At 52.2% G+C, this 24,587-nt stretch carries 19 protein-coding genes; 8 read left to right on the forward strand and 11 right to left on the reverse strand.

Translation table 11 applies throughout. The features are described from left to right. Positions 1 to 8 precede the first annotated feature (8 nt). Positions 9 to 2,339 (forward strand): TonB-dependent receptor, encoded by a 2,331-nt coding sequence (locus QZJ86_RS15190; RefSeq protein WP_301671310.1) that lies wholly within the window; start codon positions 9 to 11, stop codon positions 2,337 to 2,339. A gap of 31 nt (positions 2,340 to 2,370) precedes the next feature. On the opposite strand, the gene QZJ86_RS15195 is transcribed toward QZJ86_RS15190, so the two are convergent. The 3 genes from QZJ86_RS15195 to lptD are packed head-to-tail and all read right to left on the reverse strand — an operon-like array spanning position 2,371 to position 6,871. Continuing rightward, positions 2,371 to 2,901: a DbpA RNA binding domain-containing protein gene (locus QZJ86_RS15195; RefSeq protein WP_301671311.1), complete on the reverse strand. Its 531-nt coding sequence runs from the start codon at positions 2,899 to 2,901 to the stop codon at positions 2,371 to 2,373. 6 nt (positions 2,902 to 2,907) lie between these two features. Continuing rightward, positions 2,908 to 4,194: a peptidylprolyl isomerase gene (locus tag QZJ86_RS15200; RefSeq protein WP_301671312.1), complete on the reverse strand. Its 1,287-nt coding sequence runs from the start codon at positions 4,192 to 4,194 to the stop codon at positions 2,908 to 2,910. Between the two features lie 7 nt (positions 4,195 to 4,201). Next, entirely contained in the window at positions 4,202 to 6,871 is a 2,670-nt protein-coding gene (gene lptD / locus QZJ86_RS15205; protein WP_301671313.1) for an LPS assembly protein LptD, read from the reverse strand. A gap of 242 nt (positions 6,872 to 7,113) precedes the next feature. Here lptD and QZJ86_RS15210 point away from each other — a divergent pair, with 242 nt between their 5' ends. Next, positions 7,114 to 8,115, forward strand: a complete 1,002-nt coding sequence (locus tag QZJ86_RS15210; RefSeq protein WP_301671314.1) for an aminoglycoside phosphotransferase family protein — start codon at positions 7,114 to 7,116, stop codon at positions 8,113 to 8,115. Then, positions 8,112 to 8,801 carry an N-acetylmuramate alpha-1-phosphate uridylyltransferase MurU gene (murU, locus tag QZJ86_RS15215; protein ID WP_301671315.1) on the forward strand — a complete coding sequence of 230 codons (690 nt, stop codon included), beginning with the start codon at positions 8,112 to 8,114 and terminating at the stop codon, positions 8,799 to 8,801. The genes QZJ86_RS15210 and murU overlap by 4 nt, the downstream gene beginning before the upstream one ends. A gap of 32 nt (positions 8,802 to 8,833) precedes the next feature. On the opposite strand, the gene hemJ is transcribed toward murU, so the two are convergent. The 6 genes from hemJ to pyrC form a co-directional block, all read right to left on the reverse strand. Next, on the reverse strand, positions 8,834 to 9,259 hold the full coding sequence (gene hemJ / locus QZJ86_RS15220; RefSeq protein WP_301671316.1) for a protoporphyrinogen oxidase HemJ: 426 nt from the start codon (positions 9,257 to 9,259) through the stop codon (positions 8,834 to 8,836). 111 nt (positions 9,260 to 9,370) lie between these two features. Then, complete coding sequence (locus QZJ86_RS15225) at positions 9,371 to 9,826, reverse strand: DUF4124 domain-containing protein (RefSeq protein ID WP_301671317.1); 456 nt, start codon at positions 9,824 to 9,826, stop codon at positions 9,371 to 9,373. 129 nt (positions 9,827 to 9,955) lie between these two features. Beyond that, entirely contained in the window at positions 9,956 to 10,327 is a 372-nt protein-coding gene (locus QZJ86_RS15230) for a lipid-A-disaccharide synthase N-terminal domain-containing protein (protein WP_301671318.1), read from the reverse strand. A gap of 50 nt (positions 10,328 to 10,377) precedes the next feature. Next, a complete protein-coding gene (locus QZJ86_RS15235; protein WP_301671319.1) occupies positions 10,378 to 11,103 on the reverse strand; it encodes a glycosyltransferase family 2 protein in 726 nt (241 codons plus the stop codon). A 75-nt stretch (positions 11,104 to 11,178) separates the two neighbouring features. After that, positions 11,179 to 12,762: an ArnT family glycosyltransferase gene (locus QZJ86_RS15240; protein WP_301671320.1), complete on the reverse strand. Its 1,584-nt coding sequence runs from the start codon at positions 12,760 to 12,762 to the stop codon at positions 11,179 to 11,181. A gap of 203 nt (positions 12,763 to 12,965) precedes the next feature. Then, positions 12,966 to 14,003 (reverse strand): dihydroorotase, encoded by a 1,038-nt coding sequence (gene pyrC / locus QZJ86_RS15245; protein ID WP_301939000.1) that lies wholly within the window; start codon positions 14,001 to 14,003, stop codon positions 12,966 to 12,968. A 111-nt stretch (positions 14,004 to 14,114) separates the two neighbouring features. On the opposite strand from pyrC, the gene QZJ86_RS15250 reads away from it, so the two are divergent. Both QZJ86_RS15250 and aspS read left to right on the forward strand, forming a co-directional pair. After that, positions 14,115 to 14,384 carry an FmdB family zinc ribbon protein gene (locus QZJ86_RS15250; protein ID WP_301671321.1) on the forward strand — a complete coding sequence of 90 codons (270 nt, stop codon included), beginning with the start codon at positions 14,115 to 14,117 and terminating at the stop codon, positions 14,382 to 14,384. 64 nt (positions 14,385 to 14,448) lie between these two features. Beyond that, on the forward strand, positions 14,449 to 16,239 hold the full coding sequence (gene aspS / locus QZJ86_RS15255) for an aspartate--tRNA ligase (protein WP_301671322.1): 1,791 nt from the start codon (positions 14,449 to 14,451) through the stop codon (positions 16,237 to 16,239). A gap of 658 nt (positions 16,240 to 16,897) precedes the next feature. Here the strand turns inward: aspS and epmA are convergent. Continuing rightward, the gene (epmA, locus tag QZJ86_RS15260; protein WP_301671323.1) at positions 16,898 to 17,878 is read right to left on the reverse strand and encodes an EF-P lysine aminoacylase EpmA; all 981 of its coding nucleotides are present in this window, start codon (positions 17,876 to 17,878) and stop codon (positions 16,898 to 16,900) included. Beyond that, positions 17,875 to 18,444 carry an elongation factor P gene (gene efp, locus QZJ86_RS15265; RefSeq protein WP_301671324.1) on the reverse strand — a complete coding sequence of 190 codons (570 nt, stop codon included), beginning with the start codon at positions 18,442 to 18,444 and terminating at the stop codon, positions 17,875 to 17,877. Before efp ends, epmA begins: the two co-directional genes overlap by 4 nt. A gap of 73 nt (positions 18,445 to 18,517) precedes the next feature. Here efp and epmB point away from each other — a divergent pair, with 73 nt between their 5' ends. From epmB to QZJ86_RS15280, 3 genes are all read left to right on the forward strand, one after another. Then, entirely contained in the window at positions 18,518 to 19,504 is a 987-nt protein-coding gene (gene epmB / locus QZJ86_RS15270; RefSeq protein ID WP_301671325.1) for an EF-P beta-lysylation protein EpmB, read from the forward strand. Positions 19,505 to 19,604: 100 nt separating this feature from the next. After that, complete coding sequence (locus tag QZJ86_RS15275; RefSeq protein WP_301671326.1) at positions 19,605 to 23,603, forward strand: PAS domain-containing protein; 3,999 nt, start codon at positions 19,605 to 19,607, stop codon at positions 23,601 to 23,603. Between the two features lies 1 nt (position 23,604). Next, positions 23,605 to 24,519, forward strand: coding sequence for a diguanylate cyclase domain-containing protein (locus QZJ86_RS15280; RefSeq protein WP_301671327.1), 915 nt, complete (start codon positions 23,605 to 23,607; stop codon positions 24,517 to 24,519). The last annotated feature ends 68 nt before the right edge of the window (positions 24,520 to 24,587 follow it).

The following is a 24,587-nucleotide window of genomic DNA, read 5'->3' on the forward strand; positions in this document are numbered from 1 at the left end:
GTAAAGTTATGAAAAAAGTTGCGCTAGGTGTGCTGCCATGGTTCGGCATGCTACCGCTGGCCGAGGCCATTGCTGCGGAAGTCTCGAATAAACTGGATGAGGTTGAAGTCGTGGCGGTGACGCCCTTGCAATTTAGCGGCGTCGACATCAATAAAATCCCGGCCAATGTGCAAACCGTGTCGGCTGAGAAATTACAGGACGCCCAGGCGTTATCGCTGGCTGATTACATGAACCGTTACCTAGGCAGCGTCAATATCAACGACGCGCAAAACAATCCGCTACAACCGGATGTGCAATACCGCGGTTTTAGCGCATCGCCGCTGATGGGCGTACCTCAAGGCCTAGCGACCTATGTCAACGGCATCCGTTTCAACGAGCCGTTCGGCGATATGATCAACTGGGATTTAATCCCCAACGGCGCGATCGACAACATGAGTTTGCAGCCCGCCTCGAACCCGGCGTTTGGTTTGAACGCCTTGGGCGGCTCGATTAACATCAACACCAAGACCGGTTTCTCGGCGCCCGGCCATAGCTTCGAAGCGCAAGGCGGCTCATGGGACCGGCATTCCGAAGAAGTCACCAGCGGCTGGAACAACGGCACCTGGGGCTATTTTATGGATTTCAAATATTTCAACGAAAAAGGCTGGCGCGCCCATTCGCCCAGCGAAGCCAAGCAAGGCTTCGGCACTTTGAGCTGGCGCGGGGTGAAATCCAGCCTGGACTTGAGTATCGCCGGCACCGATAACACCTTGCGCGGCAATGGCGCCCTGCCCCAGGAAATGCTGGCATTCGGCCGCGACCAAGTGTTTACCCATCCCGATATCACCCGCAACCGGATGATGCTGGTATCGCTGGATGGCGATACCTGGTTGAACGATCATAATCAACTGTCAGGCACGATGTACTACCGCCGCAACAAGATCGGCACCTATAACGGCGACGGCAGTGAATTTGGCGCCTGCCTGGACGAAGGCGGCGGTGAAAATACTTTCTTGTGCCAGGAAACCGACGGCGAACTGGCCGATGAAGGACTCTTCGATTTGGCGGGTAACAATATCGCCAACGATCCTTCCGCAGTGGGCGGCACCATCAACACCTCCAGTACGCTGCAGCAATCGTTCGGTTTTGCCTTGCAAAACGCTTTCGACCACAAGATATTCGGCCGAGACAACCATTTAATAGGCGGCGCCAGTTTCGACCATGGCAACGCCCGTTATCAGGCCGACACCCAATTAGGCTCGCTAACTGCCGATCGCGGCGTCGCCGATGCCGGCGTGTTGCTGCAAGACGCCCATGTGCGCTTGACCACAGAAACCGACCACTACGGCCTGTTTCTGACCGACACCTTTTCTGTGACCGACAAACTGGATCTGACGGTATCCGGCCGATACAACCAGTCGCACATCAAACTGCGCGACCATGTCGGCAACGATCTGAACGGCTCTCACTCTTACGACCGTTTCAACCCGGCGGCGGGTTTGACCTATGCCTTCATGCCGGAATTGACGTTTTACGGTAACTACAGCGAATCGTCACGGGTGCCGACGCCGATGGAGCTGAGCTGCGCCAATCCTGACGATCCGTGCCGGCTGCCCAACGCCTTCGTGTCCGATCCGCCGTTGAAACAAGTGGTGGCTAATACTTTCGAAACCGGCGTGCGCGGCCGCTTGAAAAACCTGCTGCCTGGCTACATGGACTGGAATCTGGCTTTATTCCGTACCATCAACAATAACGACATCATCTTCAAGAGTACCGGCGGCGTCGGCAGCAATGTCGGTTATTTCGACAATGTCGGCTCGACGTTGCGGCAAGGCGTGGAAGCAGGGTTGTCGGGTAATTTTTACGAGCGCTGGCGCTGGTCGACGCATTACACTTATATCGACGCCAGCTTCGAAACCCCGTTTCTGGGCAGCAGCCCCAACAATCCCATGGCGGATGGCGATGGCAATATTCAGGTCCATGCCGGCGATAAAATTCCCGGCATCCCCGCCCATCAATTCAAGTTCAGCACCGATTTCGACATTGTCTCCGCCTGGACTTTAGGTATGGATATGAACTACAACAGTTCACAATATCTGCGCGGCGACGAAGCCAATCTGACCGCTAAGCTGCCGGGTTTCGTGGTGTTCAATTTACGCAGCGAATACCGTTTCAATAAAAACGTCGCGCTATTCGGACGAGTGACGAACTTGTTCGACCGCCAATACGCCAACTTCGGCACTTGGGGCAATACCGGCGATGTATTGGATGGCATGGGCTTACCGGGCGACCAACAAAGTCGTTTTGTCGGCGTCGGCGCGCCGCGCGCGGCCTGGATAGGTATTCGGCTAACGATGTAAGCCGGGTGAAACGCAGGAAACGGCTATCGGATTAGCCGTTTTCCTCGTTGCTTTGATGGCGCATTTGCCGGAATTTGTTCGGCTTTACGCGCTTGATATTCAATCGATGCGGCCCGACCGCCGCTTCAGTCAAGACTTGAAAAATATCCGCCGGCATGCCGTCCGGCAACTCCACCAAGGTGTAGGTATCGCGAATATCGATCCTGCCGATCCGGTTCTTGTCGACGCCGGATTCCTCGACCAATACCGCCTGAATATCGCCTAGACTAACCTGATGCTGACTACCGACCGCCAAGCGATAACGCACCATTTTATAGTGCGAATGCGGATTGCGACTGGGCGGAATCGCTGCCGGCTTGGGCTGTAGCTTGATGGATGGATAGAGATTGGGTTGGCTTAAATAAACCAGCGCAGCCGCGCAACTGAGCAAATCGATATTCAATTCGGCAGCGGTATGCTGAATCAAGTCGCGCTGCATAGTGAGATCTTCTTCTCTGACTATCCGCTGCAAGCGTCTTTTAAATTTGTCTTCTTTACGATTCTCGACCGAGACAGTATTCATATTCCCTTAGAGTCTGTCCAAGTCGATTTCCACATAAGCTTCGTCGCGCAAACGCCGCAACCATAACTCGGTTTCTTCCTCGATTTTGCGCTTGCGGATTTCTTCGCGGATTTTGTCTTTCTTGAATTGCTCGCTGTTATCCTGATTTTCCCGGCCCAATACCTGGATCATATGCCAGCCGAACTGAGTTTGTACCGGTTGACTAATCTCGTTAATCGCCAGCTTGTTCATCGCTTCCTCGAAAGGCGGCACTAAAGCCCCAGGACCTACCCAGTCCAGCGAACCACCGTTGATTGCCGAACCTTTGTCGTCGGAATGAGCGCGGGCCAAATTAGCAAAGTCGTCGCCATCGTTGATCCGCTCTCTGAGCGCCAACAAGCGTTTTTGGGCTTCGGCGTCGTCCACCAACTCATTGGTCTTGATCAGAATATGCCGAACCTTGGTTTTAGTAACGATATGCTGACCGGCACCCTCAGTTTCCAGCATCTTGATGATGTGAAAGCCGCTGGGACTGCGAATCGCTTCGGACACGTCGCCCTGATTCATTGTGGTGACGATTTCGGTGAACAGTGAAGGGATCTGGCCGATACCGCGCCAACCCAGATCGCCGCCCTTCAAGGCGTTGTCGTCGTCGGATACACTAACCGCGACTTGCTTGAAATCCTTGCCGCCGCGCAAATCGGCGATGACTTGATCGGCCTTGTCCTTGGCCTTTTGGATGGCCGAGGCGGAGGCCGCTTCTGATATGGCGATCAGAATATGCCCTAAATGATATTGAGAGCTGCTAAGGCCGGCCTTGCTTTGAGTTTCCATATAATGCAGTACTTCGGCATCGGTCACCTTGACCCGCGCTCCTATCTCCCGACCGCGCAATTGGTTGATGATAATTTCGTTGCGCAGATTATCCTCGAAGCTTTTGTAATCCATGCCTTGTTTGGCTAACTCGCTGCGAAACGCCTCGACCGACATGCCGTTGCGACTGGCGATGTCGCTAACCGAAGCGCTCAGCATTTCATCGCTGACCTGCACACCGGATTTGGCGGCCAATTGTCGTTGCAATTTGTCCACCACCATCCGTTCCAGCACTTGTTTGCGTAACACGAATTCGGGCGGCATCATCACATTATTACTGCTTAACTTGCTGGTTATCGCCGCCACTTCGTTGTTCAGCTCGCGTTCCAGAATCACGTCTTCTTCCACGACGGCAACGATTCTGTCCAATAGCTGGGCTCGGCATAGACCGGCATAGCCGCTCAGCAGCAAACAGAAAATCACTATCCCTTTTTTTATCATGCGTTGCTTACTCAAAATAGCTGGCTTTGCGATAGCCGTTCAGGTTGGTTTGCAGGAAGGTGTCGACATTATCGCCGAAACTGGACAGACCTTTCAGTTCCAACTGTACGAAAAAGGCAGTTTCCGGCTTGGTGCTCGGATCGACAAAAGCAATGGTGTTGGCACCGTTGATGAAGCGACGACCCAGAATACGGAAACGCCAACAGCAGTTTTCTTTTTCGAGACCGATGAAACTCTCGGTGGTTTTATCGAAATTCAAGGAGTATTGCCAGCGTCCGAAGCCATACCATTCGCCGAATAAGGGTAAACGGAACGACACATCGGTTTGGGAAATGGTTTGCAGGCTATCCAACGGGTTGCGGCGATACCGATAGCCTAAGTTAACAATTTCATTCGGTTGCCTACGATACTTCAAAGCCACTTGGCCTCTGGCAAAACCGTTATTTTCCGGATCCCATTGCGTGCCGGTCATATAAGACAAGTTTCGACTAAATTGTCCGCTGAGTTCACCGATAAAATTGGAGGTATTACTGGTTTCGATCGGCTGCCCCGGCATCGTTACGGTTCTATCCTGGAAATACATGATCTGCCCCAGGCTGACTTTCAAGGGCTCCAAGCCGGTATTCGAATCGATAAAACGCGAAGTAGCGGCCAAGGTAACCTGATTGGCATCCTGAATACGGTCCGCGCCGGCGAAGCGGTTTTCGCGGAACAAGCTGTAGAAGTTGGTATCGAACAGCGCGGTATCGAAGATGGGTATATTGCTCTGATCCTTGCGCGGAATGTACAGATAGAAAGCCTGCGGCTCCAAGGTATGCAGATACGGCGAACCGCCCAGATTCAAGTCTTTTTCGAACATCAGGCCGCTATTAACCGAGAAGATCGGCAAGGTACGGCTGATGCTGCTCGGTTGCCCGGCCAAAGTCTGGTTGCTTAATTGATATTGGGTATATTGCCCGGTAATTCTCGGAACGAAATAGCCGGCACTGCTTTCCAGCGGCACGCTGAGCGACGGGGCGATATTGAAACGCTGACCGTTGACCAAATCGCTGTGGTAGAAATGCGTAAACTCATTGGCCATCGACAGCGTGACCGGCATACTCTCGAAAGCATGTGCCAGATTCAGGGTGACCCTAGGCAGCATATCGTAAGGCAGCATCGCGTCGGTGATGGTTTTATCCACCGATTGATAATGGTAAACACCGGCGGTCATACCCACGCCGGTGCCGCCAATTGCTCCGCCATAATTGATTAAGGCGGTGCTGGGCAAATAACTGGAATTTTGGAAACCCAAGGCGTTGTTCAAATCGTTGAAATAGGTCTTGTCGGACACATAGTTTAAGTCCAGCAAAGAACTTAAACCCGGCAATAAACTGGTCTGATCTTTCCAGCTTGCAGAGTAACGGGCCTTGTTGAGCATTTGATCGTTAGGCATATATTCCGCTGCAAACGTACCTCTGGACATATCGGTCAGATAGCGGAATTTATTCCGTAATTGCTCGCCACGCTTACTCATGTAACGCGGTGTAACGATATCGTCGAAGTTGGGGGCAATATTCCAATAAAACGGCACGGAGACATCGAAACCGTTCCGTTGGGTGCTACCCCAAGTTGGAGCCAACAATCCGGACAAACGGCGGTTATCGGTCGGGAACGCAATGTATGGGGTGTACAGCACCGGCACCCCCTTGAATTCCAGCCAGGCGTTTTTCGCCGAACCTTGCCCAGTTTCGCGGTTGATTTTCATGCGCGACGCATGCACGATCCAGTCCTGATTACCCGGCGCGCAACTGGTGAAGGCGGCGTCGTTATAACGCGACAGGCTCTTGCTGTCGCGATAGACCACGTCCGCGCTACCGCGAAACGGCGCCTCGGCAACGATAAATTGGGCTTTTCTAAGCCGTGCTTCGTCTTTACCGAGGGTCAAAGAGGCTGTCTCACTGGAGAATGCCAATTGATCCTCGCTATATAACACGCTGCCTTGGGCGTCCAGGGTTTCGGCAACCGTATCATAACTAGCCTTATCGGCGATCAAATGCTGATCCGCGCGAACCATGTCGACGTTACCGGCAAAATTAAGCACTTCGCCTTCGAAGATTTCCGAGAAATCGGCGTTGATATCGGTGGTAGCGGCGTCGCGCACCTCCTGCGAAGTGGCTCTGATTTTGCGTTTCTTTTTGCCCCACACTTCGCAGCTTTGCCACGGATCCCGATCAAATTCGGCGCGTAGGGTTTGGAAATTCCGCTCTTGCTGACGGTCGAAGGTCGGTGTAAACCAATACGAGCTAGCCACTTCTCTGCCGGCATCGACCATCACTTGTGCCTCACCTTTCGGATCGGCACCGACCAAGTTGCAATTCCAGCCGCCCTTGTCGTCGCTGGTTTTACAAGTCCAGCCGGGAACCTTGCCGTCCGTGCTGGCCGTCTCGGTTTTACGCTCGACTCTTTCCAGTACCGGCTTTTGGTTTTCGGTGACTTTTACCCGCATTTTTTGCGGTTCGGCGACGGCTTTCTCGACCACCTTCTCAACCGCGTTTGCTTTTTCGGGCTCCGGCAGCGATTTAACGGCTTGCTGAACAGGCTCTGGTTTAACTAAAGCGGGTGGCTGAGCGATGGTTTCCGGCTGCTTCGGCACCGCTTCCGTCGGGGTGATCGGCTTGGCAGCTGGCGCTTGCACGGGCTCCTGCCCGTTTGGGGTTTGATTCAGACAGCTCCATTCGCCGTTTTTTGTTTGCTCACAGTTCCAGGCCGCATTATTGGCAGCTGAGGCAAGGCCCGTAAAAAACAATAATGCCGAAGAAATTGTATAAAACCGATAATTCATATTTTGGCGAATGCGGCTAAATTGACTTAGCGGAATGGAAATCGAATAAAATGCATACTGCTATTTTACCTTAGGTTGCTCCGCAATTAATAAAAATGTACGTTTCCAGTTCAGACCGTCGCCTGACGGAGCTCGTCGATTGGCTTAATAACGACCTGGCGCTTGATATTCAACAGCTTACACCGGCTTCCAGCGATGCCAGTTTCAGACGTTATTTTAGGGTTGCCCATCGGAGCGGCTGCCATATCGCGATGGATGCGCCACCGGAGCGGGAAAATACCGAGCCGTTTATCCGGATCGCCGCACTGTTGAAAGCCGCATACATTCATGTCCCCGACATCTATCAGCAAAATAGCCGGCAAGGATTTTTGTTACTGGAAGACTTGGGCTCGACCAGCTTTCTCGACGAACTGCGGCAAGACACCGCCGAAATGCTCTATAGCCAAGCCCTGAACAGCTTACTCAAACTACAGACCAGCGTCGACACGCGCGGCTGCGGGCTGCCGGCTTACGATCAAGCCTTACTACTCAGAGAACTGGGTATATTTTACGAGTGGTTTCTGGAAAAACTGCTGGGCATAGCCATCCCCGACTCAATTGCCGCCAAGCTCAATCAAACGCTGATAGCTTCCGCGCTGGAGCAACCGCAAGTCTGCGTACACCGCGACTACCATTCCCGAAACCTGATGGTGCTGGAACACGATTCGCCTGGCGTCATCGACTTTCAAGACGCGGTGATAGGCCCTATCAGCTACGACTTGGTTTCGCTATTGCGTGATTGCTATATCGATTGGCCGGAACATCAAGTATATGCCTGGGCCGAGGCCTATCATCAACGCCTATGCACCGCTAAGCTGTTGGATGCGGATTTTTCGCAATTCCGGCGCTGGTTCGATCTGATGGGCATGCAGCGCCATCTGAAAGCGGTCGGTATCTTCGCCAGACTGCATCTACGCGACGGCAAATCCGGCTATCTGGCTGATATACCTCGCACATTGGCTTATGTCGAGCGAGTTTGCGAGCAATACCCGGAACTGGCCGAAGCCCGCCAATTTTTACAACAACAGGTTCTGCCTGTTTACCGAGCTTTAATATGAAAGCCATGATACTGGCCGCCGGACGCGGCGAAAGAATGCGGCCACTGACCGATCGCACCCCAAAACCCTTACTGAAAGCCGCCGGCAAAACGCTAATCGAATACAACATCGAAAATTTGGTTGCTGCGGGCTTTACCGAGATCATCATCAACATCGCTCACCTTGGCACACAGATTAAAGATTATTGCGGCGACGGCAAGCGCTGGAACGCTTCGATAACCTATTCGGACGAAGGCGAAACCGCACTGGAAACCGCCGGCGGCATCGCCAACGCCCTGCCGTTATTGGGCGACCAGCCTTTTCTGGTGCTGAATGCCGACATCGTTTGCGACTTCCCCTTGCATACTTTGCGCAAGCCGAGCACCCGTTTGGCTCATTTGGTCATGATAGACAATCCACCGCATCATCCGGAAGGCGATTTTGCACTGAACGCTAGCGGACTGTTATCCGAGCAAGGCGAGCAAAAACTCACCTTCAGCGGTATCGGCGTTTATCATCCGGATTTGTTCGAGGGCATCCCGGTCGCGCCGTTAAAACTGCGGCCGGTACTGAATCAAGCCATAAGGCAACAACGCATCAGCGGCGAGAAATATTCCGGTCTGTGGATGGATATTGGTACGGCGGAACGGTTAGAGACGTTGGCAGCCCTAATCCGCGACCGCTCGGAGACGGAAATGGCGCTTTGACCGCCACTTTACGCCAAGTGGCCCCGATTGAATTAGAACGGCTTAACCACCGCCAATAAGACGATGGCAAACAGAAACAACACCGGGATCTCGTTGATCCAACGGAAATAGACATGCGAATGCCGGTTACGGTCATGCTTAAAATCCAGCAGCCATTTCCCGCAACACAAGTGATAAACCACCAGCAGCCCCAACAGGGCTAATTTCAGATGCAGCCAACCGCTGCCGGAATACAGCATCCAGGCATAATCGGCCAACATCCAGACGCCGAAGATAAAAGTACAAATCATGCCTGGCGTCATAATGCCAAAATACAGCTTGCGTTCCATCACCTTGAAACGCTCACGGCCAATATCGTCTTCACTCATCGCGTGGTAAACAAACAGTCTGGGCAAATAAAACAGACCGGCAAACCAAGTTACCATGAAAATCAAATGTAAGGCTTTTAACCAAAGCATGACGTTCCTTTTTTGAGACGCATGAAATTAACAGTTACACGCTCATGAAGGCGGGATTAATGTTGATTGTGCAATAAAGACAGCCAACGCCGGCGCCCCAAAACCCAAGCATTAGCGCCGCCTAGGCGCCATGATATCCGGCGGCGTCATCCTAGGTGCTGTCGGTGGCGTGGCAATAATCACAGCCGGATTGCCATATTGCCGAGCCTGTCTTTCCAACGCTTCCGCTTGTCTTTGTTCAGCCGCGACTTGCTGCTGCTGGGCAAACGCGCTTTGCTTTAGGGCCGTTGTCGATTCGGTTTGATTTCGCAATACCGTATCGTTTCTTTCCGCCTCGAGCCTGGCAGCTTTCCTAGCATCGTATTCGTTTTGCAGGGCTTCCAGCTTGGCCTTAGCCGCAGCCTCTTGAGCCGGATCCGCTTGAATATCCAGCTGCCGGGCTTTATCGGTAATTTGGCAAGGTTTGGCCTGATAAACGGTTTTGCCACCCTTTCCGACACACTTAAATACTTCTGCATTCGCCGTGTGGCAAACCAAAACCATTGCCATCAAAACTAACACTCTCATCGGATACCTCACCAAAACGCCATTTATTTGTTCCATAGTTTAAGTCAAAAACCCGCTCAGTTTTCAAGCTCTGACAAAAATCCTTTCACAAATAGTTGGCGTCACGCCTACCTAAATAATTAAGCCTTATTATGAACCAAGCTCTTCGCCGGCAATCTCCGCCAAGGTATCTCGATGTTCGCGGCGAATGAGCATTAAATTTCTGGCATAAACAAAAGTACCAGGCAGTTGCCCCAGAATGATAACCGGATCGACACGATGGATGCCGTAGGCCAACACTATGATGCCGCCCGACAAGCTGAAATACCAAAAACTGATCGGAATAACACTTTTCTGGTGCCTTTCGCTGTGTATCCATTGCACGATGAAACGCATCATGAACAGCGTCTGTCCCACCAAGCCAATACTGAGCCATATTATGTCATTCGAGTCCATGACGGATATATGGTGCTGCCATTTATCCAATAGGTGGGTAAAGAAATAGATAATGCCATCCATCATGTCAGTAGCTCCCGACCATGGCAGTAAGACGTACGCATGAAATCCAGCGATCAACCACGACTAACCTCGCTAATATCGGCGAGACTATAGCGCTTTTTCAACCAAACCACTCCCAACAAATCAACGACGCCAACCAGCGCCCGATCCAGAGTACCGTATTTCGACTGACCGAAATTTCTGGGCCGGTGATTTACTTTTACTGAAATTACACGACCGCCGGCCATTTGGATCAAGGCCGGCAAGAATCGATGAATATGATCAAAATACGGCAGAGCCAAAAACCTGTCTCGCAGGAATAATTTCAAGCCGCAACCGGTATCCGGCGTGGCATCGTGCAAAATCGCCTGGCGAATGGCATTAGCGAATTTGGACGAAAATTTCCGCCAACCAGTATCGTTACGCTGATGCCGAAATCCGGCCAACATCCACAATTGGCTATCGTTCTGTTGCTGCCAAGCGTCGACCAAATTGGGAATATCAGCCGGATCATTTTGGCCGTCGCCATCCAAAGTAGCGATCCAGGGATACTGAGCAGCCACTACACCGCTATGCACAGCCCTACTCTGCCCGCAACTGCGCCGATGCTTCAACACTCGCAATGCCGGATATTGCTGCATGGCTTGCAGCAGTTTCGCACCGGTGTCGTCGGTACTGCCATCATCGACAAATATCATTTCATAGGCGTCCTGACTGCTCAGGGCCTGATGAATTTCCGCGATCAACGCATCGACATTGTCCGTTTCGTTATGAACGGGGACCACTACAGAAATCTTCATAGTTTGGTGAAAGTTTAAAAGTTGTTAATTATATCAAACAGTTATATCTGAATAAGGGATTTGTTATCGCCAACCTTACAGCGGTTTGACTTTCTCGGCTTGGCCCGCCCCCCTAAACACCAGCCAATATTCACGGTGCGGTTGCCAGTAGAAGGCCTCGACGGGCTTGTCTTTTTCCAGCGAGATCAGATAACCATCGCTATGCTGTGCCGCCCAGTTGACGATTTGATCAGGCTGCACGATAGGCAACGGCTCGGGTAACCGACCCAAGAAATTCAGCTGCCCTTGATAATTGCCGACAAACGCGTAGGGAATATGTTGCTCGTTAAAAGCTTTAACTTGCAGGGCTGCGGGGCGCAGATCATAAGCCAGCCCGGTATAGCGAAAGAAAAAGATAAAACCAACAAATATCGCCGCCACCAAGGCTGTGGATATCCCCGCCACCGACAACTTACGCCGATACCCAGTCGAGACCGCCAATACCACGGCGATACCCAGCACGCTTAGGCCCCAGTCACTCTGAACCGTCTGCACCCAATTCAGCCTCGACAAGCCCGGCACGCGCGGCAGCAACACCAAAAATACGCCTATCGCCGCGAACAAAGCCGGCAATATTAATTCGGTGACCAAGCTGCGCGGCGTTGTTTCGGCTTGCGCTACCAGCCTAGCCACCAGCAATGCAAACGCCGGCAACATCGGAATCAGATAGTGAACCTGCTTACTGGGTAACAAGGAAAACACGACAAAAGTAGACACCAGCCAAACCAGACAAAACCGCAGACCGCTATCCGTAAAAAATCGGCTACCACGCAGACCGCTCCAAAAACCCGGCCAAAACAGCCAGGGGAACAGAAACATCGGCAAAAACGGCAGATACCAGAACAAAGAACGGGTATGAATCTTGGTGCCGACGGCCCGGTCGGCGGTTTGATGCCAGAGTATGGCATTGGCATATTCCTCGCCGCCGGCAATGGCCGCCGGAATCGCCCAAGCCAGCGCGATAAGCACGCCCATCAAGACCGCCGCGAACAAACAACCAAACCAGCGGGTATAGACAAGCGGGCGCCGCACCCAAACAAAGACCAAAACCGCCGTCGGCAACACATGTAAAAAAATCACCGGCCCCTTGACCAGAATTCCCAGGCCTATCGCGGCCGCGACCATTGCGAAGCCCTTGAGAGCGGAACCCTGCATTGCCTCTAGCACACCCAGCATCCCCAGCAGCACACAACCGGTCAACAGAATGTCGAACATCGTCGAAGAAGCAAACAAGGTCCACAGCAAGGTGGCGATCAATATCCAGGGCGCCAGCAACGCGACGCGAATTGATGCTGGCCAAAGCTTCTCGGCCAATTTGCGGATCAATAATAAATTGACTAACGCACTCAACGGCCCGACCAAGCGCGGCCACCAGTCGTTGACGCCGAACAAACCCCAACCCGCTTGAATCAACCAAAATAGTAAAGGCGGCTTATGACTATAGGCCTGACCGTTTAAATGCGGCACCAAAAAATCGCCACGCAGCCACATCTCCCAAGCCACGCTAAGGTAGCGAGTTTCATCAATCGGGATCGGGGAACGGAAAAACACAGTTGCCGACAGCAGCAGCCAGAGCGGAAAGATGCCCCAGCGGTAGATAGCATTGCCTGGTATTGTCATTATTCAAATAGATAATCGAAGCCGCAGCAGAATGCCTTAAAAAATAAAGCAGCCCCACCCTACAATAGACTTAAGCGATTTTTATGCCACCCGAGACAACAGCAATAGAAACAGGCTTAACAGCAGTCAAACACTAAGAAACAAATCAAATCGGGCGAAATAAACCGCCCCGCCGGTTGAATTGCCCCATATCGCATAAGGAATTATGCACTGACCACCCGCCATTGCAATTGCTCGCCGGCACGTAAAGGCGTGATAGCCACATCCGTATCGGCATACACGTCCGGAACGCGCCAAGCTTGTTTCTCTAAAGTAACGCTTGAGGTATTGCGCGGCAAACCGTAAAAATCCGCGCCATAAAAACTGGCAAAGCCTTCCAGTTTATCCAACGCGCCGACCTGTTCGAAGGCTTCCGCATACAACTCCAATGCGGCATGCGCACTGTAACAACCGGCGCAACCGCAGCTATTTTCCTTCAACGCGGTCAAATGCGGCGCGCTATCGGTACCGAGGAAAAACTTGGGATTGCCGCTGCTCGCCGCTTTCAACAGCGCTTGGCGATGATGCTCGCGCTTTAAAATAGGCAAGCAATAATAATGCGGGTGAATACCACCCGCCAAAATCGCGTTACGGTTATACAGTAAATGCTGCGGCGTGATGGTGGCAGCCACATTGTCACCCGTCGATTCGACAAACTGCACCGCTTCCTGGGTCGTCAAATGCTCGACAACGATGCGTAAGGTCGGAAATTGCCGGGTAAGCCGGCTGAGCTTGCTGTCGATAAAGATTTTTTCGCGATCGAAAATATCGTATTCGGCATCGGTGACTTCGCCATGGATCAGCAACGGCACGTCGTATTTTTCCATCGCCGCGAACAAAGGATACGCGGCTTCTATATCAGCGACGCCGGCATCGGAATTGGTGGTAGCGCCGGCCGGATAGAGCTTAAAAGCATATACATGCTCGGCATCGGCCACTTTCTTAATTTCAGCCACCGGCGTATTCGCGGTCAGATACAGAGTCATCAAAGGCTGGAACGCCGAACCTAGCGGCAAGGCATCCAGAATTTCCTGCCGATAATTCAATGCCTGTTCGACTGTCGTCACCGGCGGCTTCAGGTTGGGCATGATGACGGCCCGGCCGAACTGACGGGCGGAATGGTCGATCACCGTTCTTAAAATACTGCCTGTCCTGACGTGCAAATGCCAATCGTCGGGCTGGCTGATGGTCAATTTATCCATAAATTCGGCGTTTTCAATTAGAATATCGTGCCATTCTATCATTGCGGGCCTTGAAAATTTAACTCCCCGCCCCTAATAAGCCCATTTTCGATACATTATCTGGAGAAGCAGATGCCTATTTACGAATACCAATGCAATGCTTGCGGACATGAGCACGAGGCCCTGCAAAAACTCGGCGCCGAGCCCTTGGTCGTTTGCCCTGCTTGCAACGAAGCCGAATTGAAAAAGAAAATTTCCGCGGCCGGATTCCGTCTGAAAGGCGGCGGCTGGTACGAAACCGACTTCAAAAGCGGCGCCAAGAAAAACGTCGCCGGCGAAAGCAAAGCCCCGGAAAAATCCGGTAGCGGCGGCGGATGCGGCGGTAGCTGCGCCTGTCACTAAGCTTGCCGGAGCCACGATAAATCCGTACTATCGCCCCTTTTTTTGAATTGATTTGAGAGAAATTATGCGTAGCCACAAATGTGGAGAATTGAACACCCAACATTTAGGTCAAACTGTTGCCTTGTGCGGCTGGGTGCACCGTCGCCGCGATCATGGCGGCGTTATTTTTATCGACCTGAGAGACCGCGCCGGCTTGGTGCAAGTGGTGTTCGATCCCGATATGGCCGAGAGCTTTGCGATCGCCGAGCAGGTGCGTAGCGAATATGTATTGCGCATCGAAGGCATCGTTCGCGACCGTCCGGAAGGCACGCATAATCCGAATATGGCCACCGGCCAAATCGAAGTATTGGGCAAGCACATCGAAGTGTTGAACGAATCGGAAACTCCGCCGTTCCCATTGGAAAGCGATATCGAAGTCAACGAAGAAACCCGCTTGCGCTTCCGCTATATCGACCTGCGCCGCACCGCGATGCAGCAAAAGATGAAAGTGCGCCGCGACGTGACTCGTAACCTGCGCCAGTATCTGGACGACCACGAGTTTTTCGAAATCGAAACACCCTACCTGACCAAGGCTACACCGGAAGGCGCTCGCGATTACATCGTGCCTAGCCGCACCCACCCCAATTCGTTTTTCGCCTTGCCGCAATCGCCACAGCTTTACAAACAGCTGCTGATGATCGCCGGCATGGACCGTTATTACCAAGTAGTGCGCTGCTTCCGCGACGAAGACTTGCGCGCCGACCGTCAGCCGGAATTTACCCAGCTGGATATCGAAACCTCGTTCATGAACGAGCAGCAAATCATGGCGGTGATGGAAGAAATGATCCGTCGCTTGTTCAAGGAAATTATCGATGTCGATCTCGGCGATCAATTCCCGGTGATGAGCTATGCCGAAGCCATGCGCCGTTATGGCTCCGACCGTCCGGACCTGCGTATCGAGCTGGAACTGGTCGATATTGCGGAAGAAATGAAAGGCGTCGATTTCAAAGTCTTCTCCGGCCCGGCCAACGATCCGAATGGCCGCGTGGTGGCGATGCGCTTGCCGGAAGGCGGCGACTTGAGCCGTAGCGTGATCGACGAGCTGACCAAATTCGTCGGCATTTACGGCGCGAAAGGCCTGGCTTATATCAAAGTCAACGATTTGGCCGCCGGCGTCGAAGGTTTGCAATCCCCTATCGTCAAGTTCGCCCCCGCCGAAGTTTGGGCCAAAGTCATGACAAAAGTCGGCGCCCAAAACGGCGATCTGATTTTCTTTGGCGCCGATAAAACTCACATCGTCAACGAAGCGATGGGCGCGTTGCGGGTTAAATTGGGCCTGGACCGCAATCTGTTGACCGGCCCTTGGAAACCGTTGTGGGTCGTGGATTTCCCGATGTTCGCCTGGGACGAAAAAGCCCAACGTTACACGGCGATTCACCATCCGTTCACCGCCCCCAGCTGCTCGGCTGAAGAACTGGTCGCCAACCCTGGCACCGCACTATCGCGTGCTTACGATTTGGTTTTGAACGGCACCGAAGTCGGCGGCGGCTCAATCCGGATCAACCGCACCGCGATGCAACAAACCGTTTTCGACATTCTCGGCATCGGCCACGAAGAAGCCCGAGAGAAATTCGGCTTCCTACTCGACGCCTTGAAATACGGCGCGCCGCCGCACGGTGGTATCGCTTTTGGTTTGGACCGTTTGGTGATGCTGATGACCGGCGCCAGCTCGATCCGCGACGTCATTGCTTTCCCGAAAACCCAGACGGCAGCTTGTCCGTTATTCAATGCCCCAGCCATGGTCAGCGAAGAGCAATTGAAAGAACTGGGTATCAGGCTGCGTAAGCCTGCCGGTAAGGACGAAAAGCCGGAATAACCGACAAAAAACAAAGGCGGACAAATCTGTCCGCCTTTTTTCTTGCTAGCGCGCTCAGCACCACGACCACACACCAGCGTAAATCTTCTTCCACCCCGTCCCAGCAGTCCGCAGACTCAGTCGATTAGCGCATTGATATACATCAAAAAAACCCCTCAAATACTCGTTGACTTTTTTTGCCATATTGATAAGTTAATCACGTTATTTTTGTTAAATAACAGATCCCGGTTGCGGATCTTCTCATGGCATAAGGATTACCGCCCAACACTCCGCATGAGGAGGGGGATGCTATGAATAAAATAACTCCACATCTACTTCGCGATTTAAACGCCACGCTCCCGGCAGGCACAGAGTGCTATCTTTGCTCTGCGGTCAGACGGGCTCTAAGCAAATACCGCAAGGGTCGCGAACCAGTGGCCTACCTCGATAAAGACCAAGCACTACCGATGTTGGCTCAACGCCTTGGCCGCGGCCTCAGACGCTTTTTCCTAGACGACATACAAGCTGAGTTGGACGCAGCCGATCACCCGGACCAACAAAAAAGCTCACTTAGCTGGCCTTATTAAGCTAACCGATTAACCGTCTTTTAGGGAAAACCTACCGACTCTATCCCCCTTCGCCGAAGGGGGAGTTTTTCGAACTTGCCCCGCTACTCCCATCACGCGTGGCTAACCGGAAAAGCCAGTACTTCACCGATCGACGCGCTACCGGTGGTGATCATCAACAACCTGTCCAAACCAATCGCCACACCGCTGCAATCAGGTAAACCCGATCTCAACGCATCCAAAAATGCATCATCCTTGCTCACTGCGGGCAAGCCCTGACTGAGCCGATAGACAATTTCCCTATCAAAACGCGCTTCTTGTTCAAGCGGGTCGGCTAGTTCAAAAAAACCGTTGCCCAACTCCATGCCATTCACGAACACTTCAAAACGCTCACTGATGCGCGGGTCGTCGACGTTTAGGCGTGCCAATGACGACTGTATCGCCGGATAAGCGTGCAGCAAATAAATCGTATCTCTGACCATCATCTGCTGGACGCGGTGGCTAAAGATGAAATCCAGCCATAAAGAATGATCGTTGCCGCATAGTTCGATGGCCTCTGGAAGCGAATTCGCGGCGGCATAAGCTCGATAGCCTTCGACGGAAAAAATCAAGGGATCCAAGCCGGTGGAATCAAAAAATAGCTGCTGATAGCTGATCTGATTGATTGGCAATACTGCATGGAAAGGCTGCAATAGCTGCTGCAATAATTCGGCAACTTCCGCCATCAATTGCCGCAAATCGTAACCGATCCGATACCACTCCAATATGGTGAATTCCGGATTGTGATAGCGTCCGGCTTCGCCGTTCCTGAACGCCTTACAGATTTGGTAAATGCTGCCGCTACCGGCAGCCAGCAAGCGCTTCATCGCAAATTCCGGCGAAGTCTGCAGAAATAGCGTTTGTTGGTTTGGGGGAAATTTAAATTGACTGCTAAAAAAATCCAGCTGCGGATCGGTGCCGGTAGCCCGACACAGTAACGGCGTTTCGACTTCCAGCACTTCATGCTCATCAAAAAAACGCCGAATCGCCGCCAGCATTTGCGCGCGAGTGCGCAAATGCTCGATTGGGCAGCTTGGCTGCCAGCGAACCGTCACTCTTTAACGCGGGACACGTATTCGCCGGTACGGGTATCGACTTTAATCACTTCGCCGATTTGTACAAACAAGGGTACCCGCACCACCGCGCCGGATTCCAGCGTGGCCGGTTTACCGCCGCCACCCGAGGTATCGCCTTTCAGGCCGGGATCGGTTTCGGTAATCGCCAATTCCACGAAGTTGGGCGGCGTCACCGACAACGGCGAGTCATTCCACAAAGTCATCGTGCAAATATCTTGTTCTTTCAGCCATTTGATGGCATCGGACACCGCATTTTTATCGGCTTGATATTGCTCGAAGGTATCGGGCACCATGAAATGCCAGAATTCGCCATCGCTATATAAATATTGCATTTCCTTATCAACGACATCCGCACCTTCCACGGTATCGCCAGACTTGAAGGTACGCTCGATCACCCGGCCGGTTTTCAGATTTCTGATTTTGACCCGGTTGAACGCCTGCCCCTTGCCTGGCTTAACAAACTCGTTTTCGATAATCGAACAAGGGTCGTTGTCCAGCATGATTTTCAAACCGCCCTTGAACTCGTTGGTGCTAAAAGTCGCCATTTTTTCCTCGTGAAACAAATAATAGTCGGACGATTATAATGGATAAGATTTTTATTCGGAAACTGGAGCAGCATTGAACACCCAAACCGCCGCCTGGCAACAGGCGCTTGCCGACGCATTTACCAGCGTCGACGCCCTCTGCGAGTACCTGAATATTCCGCTGAACAGCATAGCCTCATTAGCCGATTTCAAAGCCTTTCCGTTGCGAGTACCGCGCGGCTTCGCCGATTGCATGCGACCTGGCGACCCGGATGATCCATTGTTGAGACAAGTACTGCCGATTCAAGACGAGTTGGCCGACTATCCCGGCTATACTCACGACCCGGTGGGCGACCTCGGCGCCGTCGCCGAAGCCGGCGTCATCCACAAATATCACGGCCGAGTGTTGTTGATCAGCACCGGCGCTTGCGCGGTGCATTGCCGTTATTGTTTCCGGCGTAATTTCCCTTATAGCGAACTACAACTATCGACACAAAAAATCCAGCAAGCGCTTACTTACATTGCCAGTCGTCCCGAAATCAGCGAAGTCATTCTTAGTGGCGGCGATCCCTTATTGCTGAATGACGATAAACTTGGCCAACTGCTGCAGCGGCTAGGAGAGATTGACCATGTCAGGCGCATCCGCATCCATAGCAGGCTACCCATCGTGTTGCCGATGCGTATCACCGAGCGACTGCTAAGCACCTTATCCGATCTAGCGCAGCCAATCGTCATGGTGTGTCATGCCAATCACGCCAATGAACTGAGTACGACCGTAGGATCGGCTTGCGCCCATTTACGCCGGCATGGCGTCACCTTATTGAACCAAAGCGTGCTGCTGAAAGGCGTTAACGACAACGGCGACACTCTCTGCGAACTCAGCGAAAAACTGTTTGAACTGGGCGTTTTGCCTTACTACCTACATTTACTGGACCGCGCCAGCGGCGTCGGTCATTTTGAGGTTGCCGAAACGGATGCCAAACGCTTGCTTTCGCATATGCAACAGCGCTTACCGGGGTATCTGGTACCCAAATTGGTTAAGGAACAGGCAGGGGCCGCCTATAAAATCTCAATTTGCTGATCACGGAACAGTTTTACGGATTAACCGGTTCACTTTTATCGATACCCAGTCTAAGATTTTTCCAAACCGACAACGGTTTCCCACCTGGCACCAGTAAACTATGACAGATAAACCCGCGAGCCCTGCCGATCAGATACCACGCATAGTGATGATCACAGTGTGTTTATTACTGGTCAGCGATATTGCTGTCGCACTCTATCAACATATCTACGGTCCCGGGCCGCTAACGCTATGGGCAAGTGTCCTGGTGCCGGGACTGGCGATCCTGTTTATTTTCAGCTGCCTATTGTCAAACCGGCAGGAATATTCCTCGCGACTCATTCTAACTGGCGACTGTTACGACAATATCGATCAAGCCATGATCCTGGTCGATACACATTGCCTTATTCGTAAGATCAATAAAGCCGCGCTGCTCGCTGTCGGAAAAAACGCTGTTGAATTGATCAACGAACCTGTCCACGCTTGGTTTCATCCCTTAAGCTACGCTGAAACCGAATGCCCGTTATGCCAGCATATCAGAGCCGGCAAAGCCATGCCGGCCACAGACTTTGCCTTCCCCAATCAAACTTGGCAGGCCATTTCGCTCACTCGACTGTCTCGCTATAACGATAAGGAATTGGTCCAGCTTCATACCGACATCACGCCGCGGAAGCAAGTGGAAGAGCAATTGGCGCTGGTGATTGATGGGGCTCAGCTAGGCTATTGGGACTGGGATTATCTGAGCGGCAAACATATCGTCAACCAGCGTTGGCTGGACATGCTCGGATTGACTGAAGACGAATTGGACCACTATGCCAGCGATTGGGATAAACGCATCCATCCCGATGATAGAGACCGGGTCCGGGAATTAATCGCCAAACACATCGAATCCGGCCGTCCTTATGTGGTGGAATTTCGGATGCGCCATAAACACGGCCATTGGGTATGGATACAAGGTTCCGGGGCGGTGGTCGCTTACGATCCGCTCAGCGGCCGCCCCGCCCGCTTGTGCGGCACTCATCAAGACATCAGCGCGCGCAAGCAGTCGGAGAGCAATCTACAAGCCGCCTACCAGATTATCAGCCAAAGTGCCGCCGTGGTGTTGAAATGGAATAATTCCGAAGGCTTACCGATTGAGTTCGCCACCGAAAACGCCTGCCAATTATTCGGTTACAGCGTCGAACAACTGGTGACCGGCAATGTGTTTTATCTCAATCTGATTCATCCCGACGACATCGGCACTTTTCTGCGCGAAATCGGCGGCTGCGGCAACGATCCCCATTGCACGGAAATAGTGCATCAACCCTATCGCATCGTCACCTACAACGGCAGTATCAAGTGGGTGCAGGATCGAAAAATGCTGGTCCGTAACGAGCAAGGCCGCGTCATCGATTATCAAGGCCTGGTGACCGACATCACTCAGCAGCGCCAGCAAAGCAGCGTGATCCGCAATATTATTTCCAGCACCTTGCCGCAAGGTACCGCAACACTACTGGATAACCTGGCCTTGCTAACGGTGGAAACCTTGGGCGCAGACTACGCCTTAATCGCCGAAACCCTGGATAGCGGCCATGCCCGCAGTTTATCGCTGTGTGCAAAAGGTAAAATCGTCGAAAACCGGGACATTGACCTGCTCACTTCGCCGTGCCGCGAGCTGGCTTCCGGCAATCCGTGCGTTTACGAACACGACGTCGCCCAACAATTCCCGAATGCCGAGTGGTTGCGACATTACCAGATAGAGGGCTATCTCGGCATTCCCTTGCTGGACAAACAGCAAAACAGCTTTGGCTTCATTTCAGTGTGCTACTGCCGGCCGATTCCGGACAGCGTTTTTGCCGCCGACATTTTAAAATTATTTGCGCTGCAGATTACCGCCGAACTAGAACGCAGCCGGGCGATCGATGCGCTCCAAGACCAAAAGCAGCGCTTATTGGATGCGCAAAGCATCTCCCATATTGGTGATTGGCACTGGCATGTGCCCGATGATCGCTTTAGCTGGTCTGACGAGATGTACCGGATCACCGCGACTAGCAAAACCAATTTTGCCCCTAATTTCACCAGCATTCTGAATACACTGGTTCATCCGGACGATCAGGTTTTCTTTAAATCTGCCATGCAAAACGCCATCGGCAGCGGCATCATCGATTTCCGGCACCGAATTGTCCTCGGCAATAATCGAATTCGGCATGTCCATCAACGCGGCAAGGCGATACGAGATGCCAACAACAAGACCGTCGGCATTCAAGGTACCATGCAGGACATCACCGATCGTCTGCAAACCGAGCAACGTCTGCTGGAGGCTAAGCAACAAGCCGAGCAAGCCACTCGCGTCAAATCCGAATTCCTGGCCAATATGAGCCACGAAATCCGCACCCCGATGAACGCCATTATCGGCCTGGTCGAACTGTGCCTGAACAGCAATATCACCGCCAAACAGCGCGACTACCTGGAACGGGTGGAAACTGCCGCACGCTCGCTGATGACCATCATCGACGATATTCTGGATTTTTCGAAAATGGAAGCCGGAAAAATGCACTTGGAATCCACGCCTTTTCTGCTGGAGGAAATGTTGGACAACGTCTTCTCCACCATGTCCGAGCTCAGCACCCGCAAAGGCCTCGCGCTGATTCGGCCACCGGCCGATCAAACCTACCACGCGGTTATCGGCGATCCGCAACGCCTGAGGCAAATTTTTATTAATTTGATCGGCAATGCGATTAAATTTACCGAGCGAGGTGAAATCAAAGTGACATTGACCGAACTCAGCCGCTCGACGCAGCAAACCTGCTTGCAATTCAGCATCAGCGACACCGGCATCGGCATGAACGCCGAAAAACAAGCCAAGTTATTTCAGGCTTTCAGCCAGGGCGACAGCAGCGTCACCCGAAATTATGGTGGTACCGGTCTGGGCTTGATTATTTCCAAACAATTGGTGGAACAAATGGGCGGCACCATCAGCGTTGCTAGCCAAGAAAATCTAGGCTCGACTTTTACGTTTAGTATCAAACTCGGCATTACCAGCCTAGCGTCGATACGCCACGCTCAATACCAGCAGCAGAATCCCATCGACACCAGTAAACTCCAGCATATCAGAGGCGCCCACGTCCTGCTGGTCGAGGATAACGAAGTCAATCGGATCGTAGCGATCGAGTTGCTCGAACAAGCTCACTTAAAAATCGATATCGCCGAAAATGGCGAAATTGCGTTGACCAAGTTACAACAAACTCCCTATGATTGTGTACTAATGGACGTGCAAATGCCGGTGATGGATGGCTATCAAACCACAAAGCGTTTACGATCGATTCCAGGCTGTCAAACATTGCCAGTGATAGCGATGACCGCTAACGCGATGAGCAATGACCGCAACAAATGTTTGCAAGCCGACATGGACGATTTCATTAGCAAACCGATATTGCCCGAAATACTTTATGGCGTGCTGGTGAAATGGATAGCACCGCGCTGTAACCACCAAAATGCCCGTCCCCTCTCCGACGCAGAGCTGGAAAATCATGATATTCCTTATCTCTATGGCATAGATAGTGCGTCTGGTTTGCAACATACCGCCGGCAATCGGGCCGTGTATCGAAAAGTCTTACAGAAATTTGCCGAAAATCACGCCAACACCATGATCGATATTAGCCAGGCTTTTGCCGGCAACGATTACGACAAAGCCTACCAATTAGTCCATACTTTGAAAGGTTTGGTCGGTTCGCTTGGAGCGCTACAATTGCAGAGCCACTTAGTACGCTTGGAAGAATCCCTGATCAACTATCGGCCCAATATTGCCAATGTTCCCCATATAGACAGCAACCTAGCGACCACCACCCTGGAAATGGCCAAGATCGTCAACAGTATCAACAACACCCTGGCAAACAACGACGGTGTTGTGGGTAGTAAACCGCAGTTATCTTCGCTGGAAATCCGGGAACAACTGATACTGTTGATTAATAAGCTGCGAGTATTCGACTCAGATGCCGACCAACAACTCGATAACATCTTGGCCAGAATCGACGAAAAGACGCTGAGCGAGGCGTTATTACCGATAAAAAAGCAAATTGCCAACTACCAGTTTGTCGATGCCGCTCAAGCTCTCAGCCACATACTGGATCACGGAATGTAAGATGACGGAAAACAAAAACACTCACACCATTCTGGCCGTGGACGACAGCCCGGAAAATCTTGATCTGATCAAGAATATTTTGGAACCCTATTACACGGTAAAAGTGGCGGTACAAAGTAATCTGGCCTTACATATCGCCACCACGCAGCTTCCCGATCTGATCTTGCTGGATATCATGCTGGACGACATGGACGGCTATGAAATATGCCACCAACTAAAATCATCGGACAAAACCCGTAACATTCCCATCATTTTTCTGACAGCAAAACGATCGGAAGAGGACGAAGTCCACGGTTTTCGGATCGGCGGCAGCGACTACATCACCAAACCATTTTCGCCCTCCATCGTCTTGGCCAGAGTCAGGACTCAAATTCAGTTAAAAACCAAATCGGATCTATTGGAAAAACTGGCATCGCTGGACGGCTTAACGGAAATTCCCAATCGGCGCGCCTTCGACGCCGCCTTGGAACGGCAATGGAATCAATCCAAGCGAACTGGCATGCCGTTATCCTTGTTGATCGCGGACATTGATGCCTTCAAACAATACAACGATTATTACGGCCATCCGATGGGTGACGAATGTTTGAAAAGCGTTGCCGGTGCGTTGCAAAAACTAACGCATCGTCCCGAAGACCTGGTGGCGCGCATGGGCGGCGAAGAGTTCGCGATTTTGCTACCCAACACCGATAGCATAGGTGCCATGCTCCGAGCCGAACAATATCGGGAAGCCGTCGAAAACCTTAAGATCCCCCACACCAAGCACAACCCCAACACTTTTGTCACTATTTCTGCCGGTGCCGCCACACTGCAGGCCCACGCCCACGACGATGTTGCGAACTTATTGAAAGCAGCGGATGACGCACTTTATCAGGCTAAAAATCAGGGTCGCAACCGGGTCTGCGGTAACAATCTATAAAACGCTACCGACACCAAAGCAATCCGGACATCGTGACCAAACCTGAAACCGTCTATAATCCGGCCCTA

This window comes from Methylomonas montana (assembly GCF_030490285.1).
GTDB classification, from domain to species: domain Bacteria; phylum Pseudomonadota; class Gammaproteobacteria; order Methylococcales; family Methylomonadaceae; genus Methylomonas; species Methylomonas montana.

Excerpts from the sequence above, each read along its gene's own strand:
- QZJ86_RS15190 (WP_301671310.1), top strand. The coding sequence starts at position 9 with ATGAAAAAAGTTGCGCTAGGTGTGCTGCCATGGTTCGGCATGCTACCG.
- QZJ86_RS15195 (WP_301671311.1), bottom strand. The coding sequence starts at position 2,901 with ATGAATACTGTCTCGGTCGAGAATCGTAAAGAAGACAAATTTAAAAGA.
- QZJ86_RS15200 (WP_301671312.1), bottom strand. The coding sequence starts at position 4,194 with ATGATAAAAAAAGGGATAGTGATTTTCTGTTTGCTGCTGAGCGGCTAT.
- QZJ86_RS15210 (WP_301671314.1), top strand. The coding sequence starts at position 7,114 with ATGTACGTTTCCAGTTCAGACCGTCGCCTGACGGAGCTCGTCGATTGG.
- murU (WP_301671315.1), top strand. The coding sequence starts at position 8,112 with ATGAAAGCCATGATACTGGCCGCCGGACGCGGCGAAAGAATGCGGCCA.
- hemJ (WP_301671316.1), bottom strand. The coding sequence starts at position 9,259 with ATGCTTTGGTTAAAAGCCTTACATTTGATTTTCATGGTAACTTGGTTT.
- QZJ86_RS15225 (WP_301671317.1), bottom strand. The coding sequence starts at position 9,826 with ATGAGAGTGTTAGTTTTGATGGCAATGGTTTTGGTTTGCCACACGGCG.
- QZJ86_RS15230 (WP_301671318.1), bottom strand. The coding sequence starts at position 10,327 with ATGATGGATGGCATTATCTATTTCTTTACCCACCTATTGGATAAATGG.
- QZJ86_RS15235 (WP_301671319.1), bottom strand. The coding sequence starts at position 11,103 with ATGAAGATTTCTGTAGTGGTCCCCGTTCATAACGAAACGGACAATGTC.
- QZJ86_RS15240 (WP_301671320.1), bottom strand. The coding sequence starts at position 12,762 with ATGACAATACCAGGCAATGCTATCTACCGCTGGGGCATCTTTCCGCTC.
- pyrC (WP_301939000.1), bottom strand. The coding sequence starts at position 14,003 with ATGGATAAATTGACCATCAGCCAGCCCGACGATTGGCATTTGCACGTC.
- QZJ86_RS15250 (WP_301671321.1), top strand. The coding sequence starts at position 14,115 with ATGCCTATTTACGAATACCAATGCAATGCTTGCGGACATGAGCACGAG.
- aspS (WP_301671322.1), top strand. The coding sequence starts at position 14,449 with ATGCGTAGCCACAAATGTGGAGAATTGAACACCCAACATTTAGGTCAA.
- efp (WP_301671324.1), bottom strand. The coding sequence starts at position 18,444 with ATGGCGACTTTTAGCACCAACGAGTTCAAGGGCGGTTTGAAAATCATG.
- QZJ86_RS15275 (WP_301671326.1), top strand. The coding sequence starts at position 19,605 with ATGACAGATAAACCCGCGAGCCCTGCCGATCAGATACCACGCATAGTG.
- QZJ86_RS15280 (WP_301671327.1), top strand. The coding sequence starts at position 23,605 with ATGACGGAAAACAAAAACACTCACACCATTCTGGCCGTGGACGACAGC.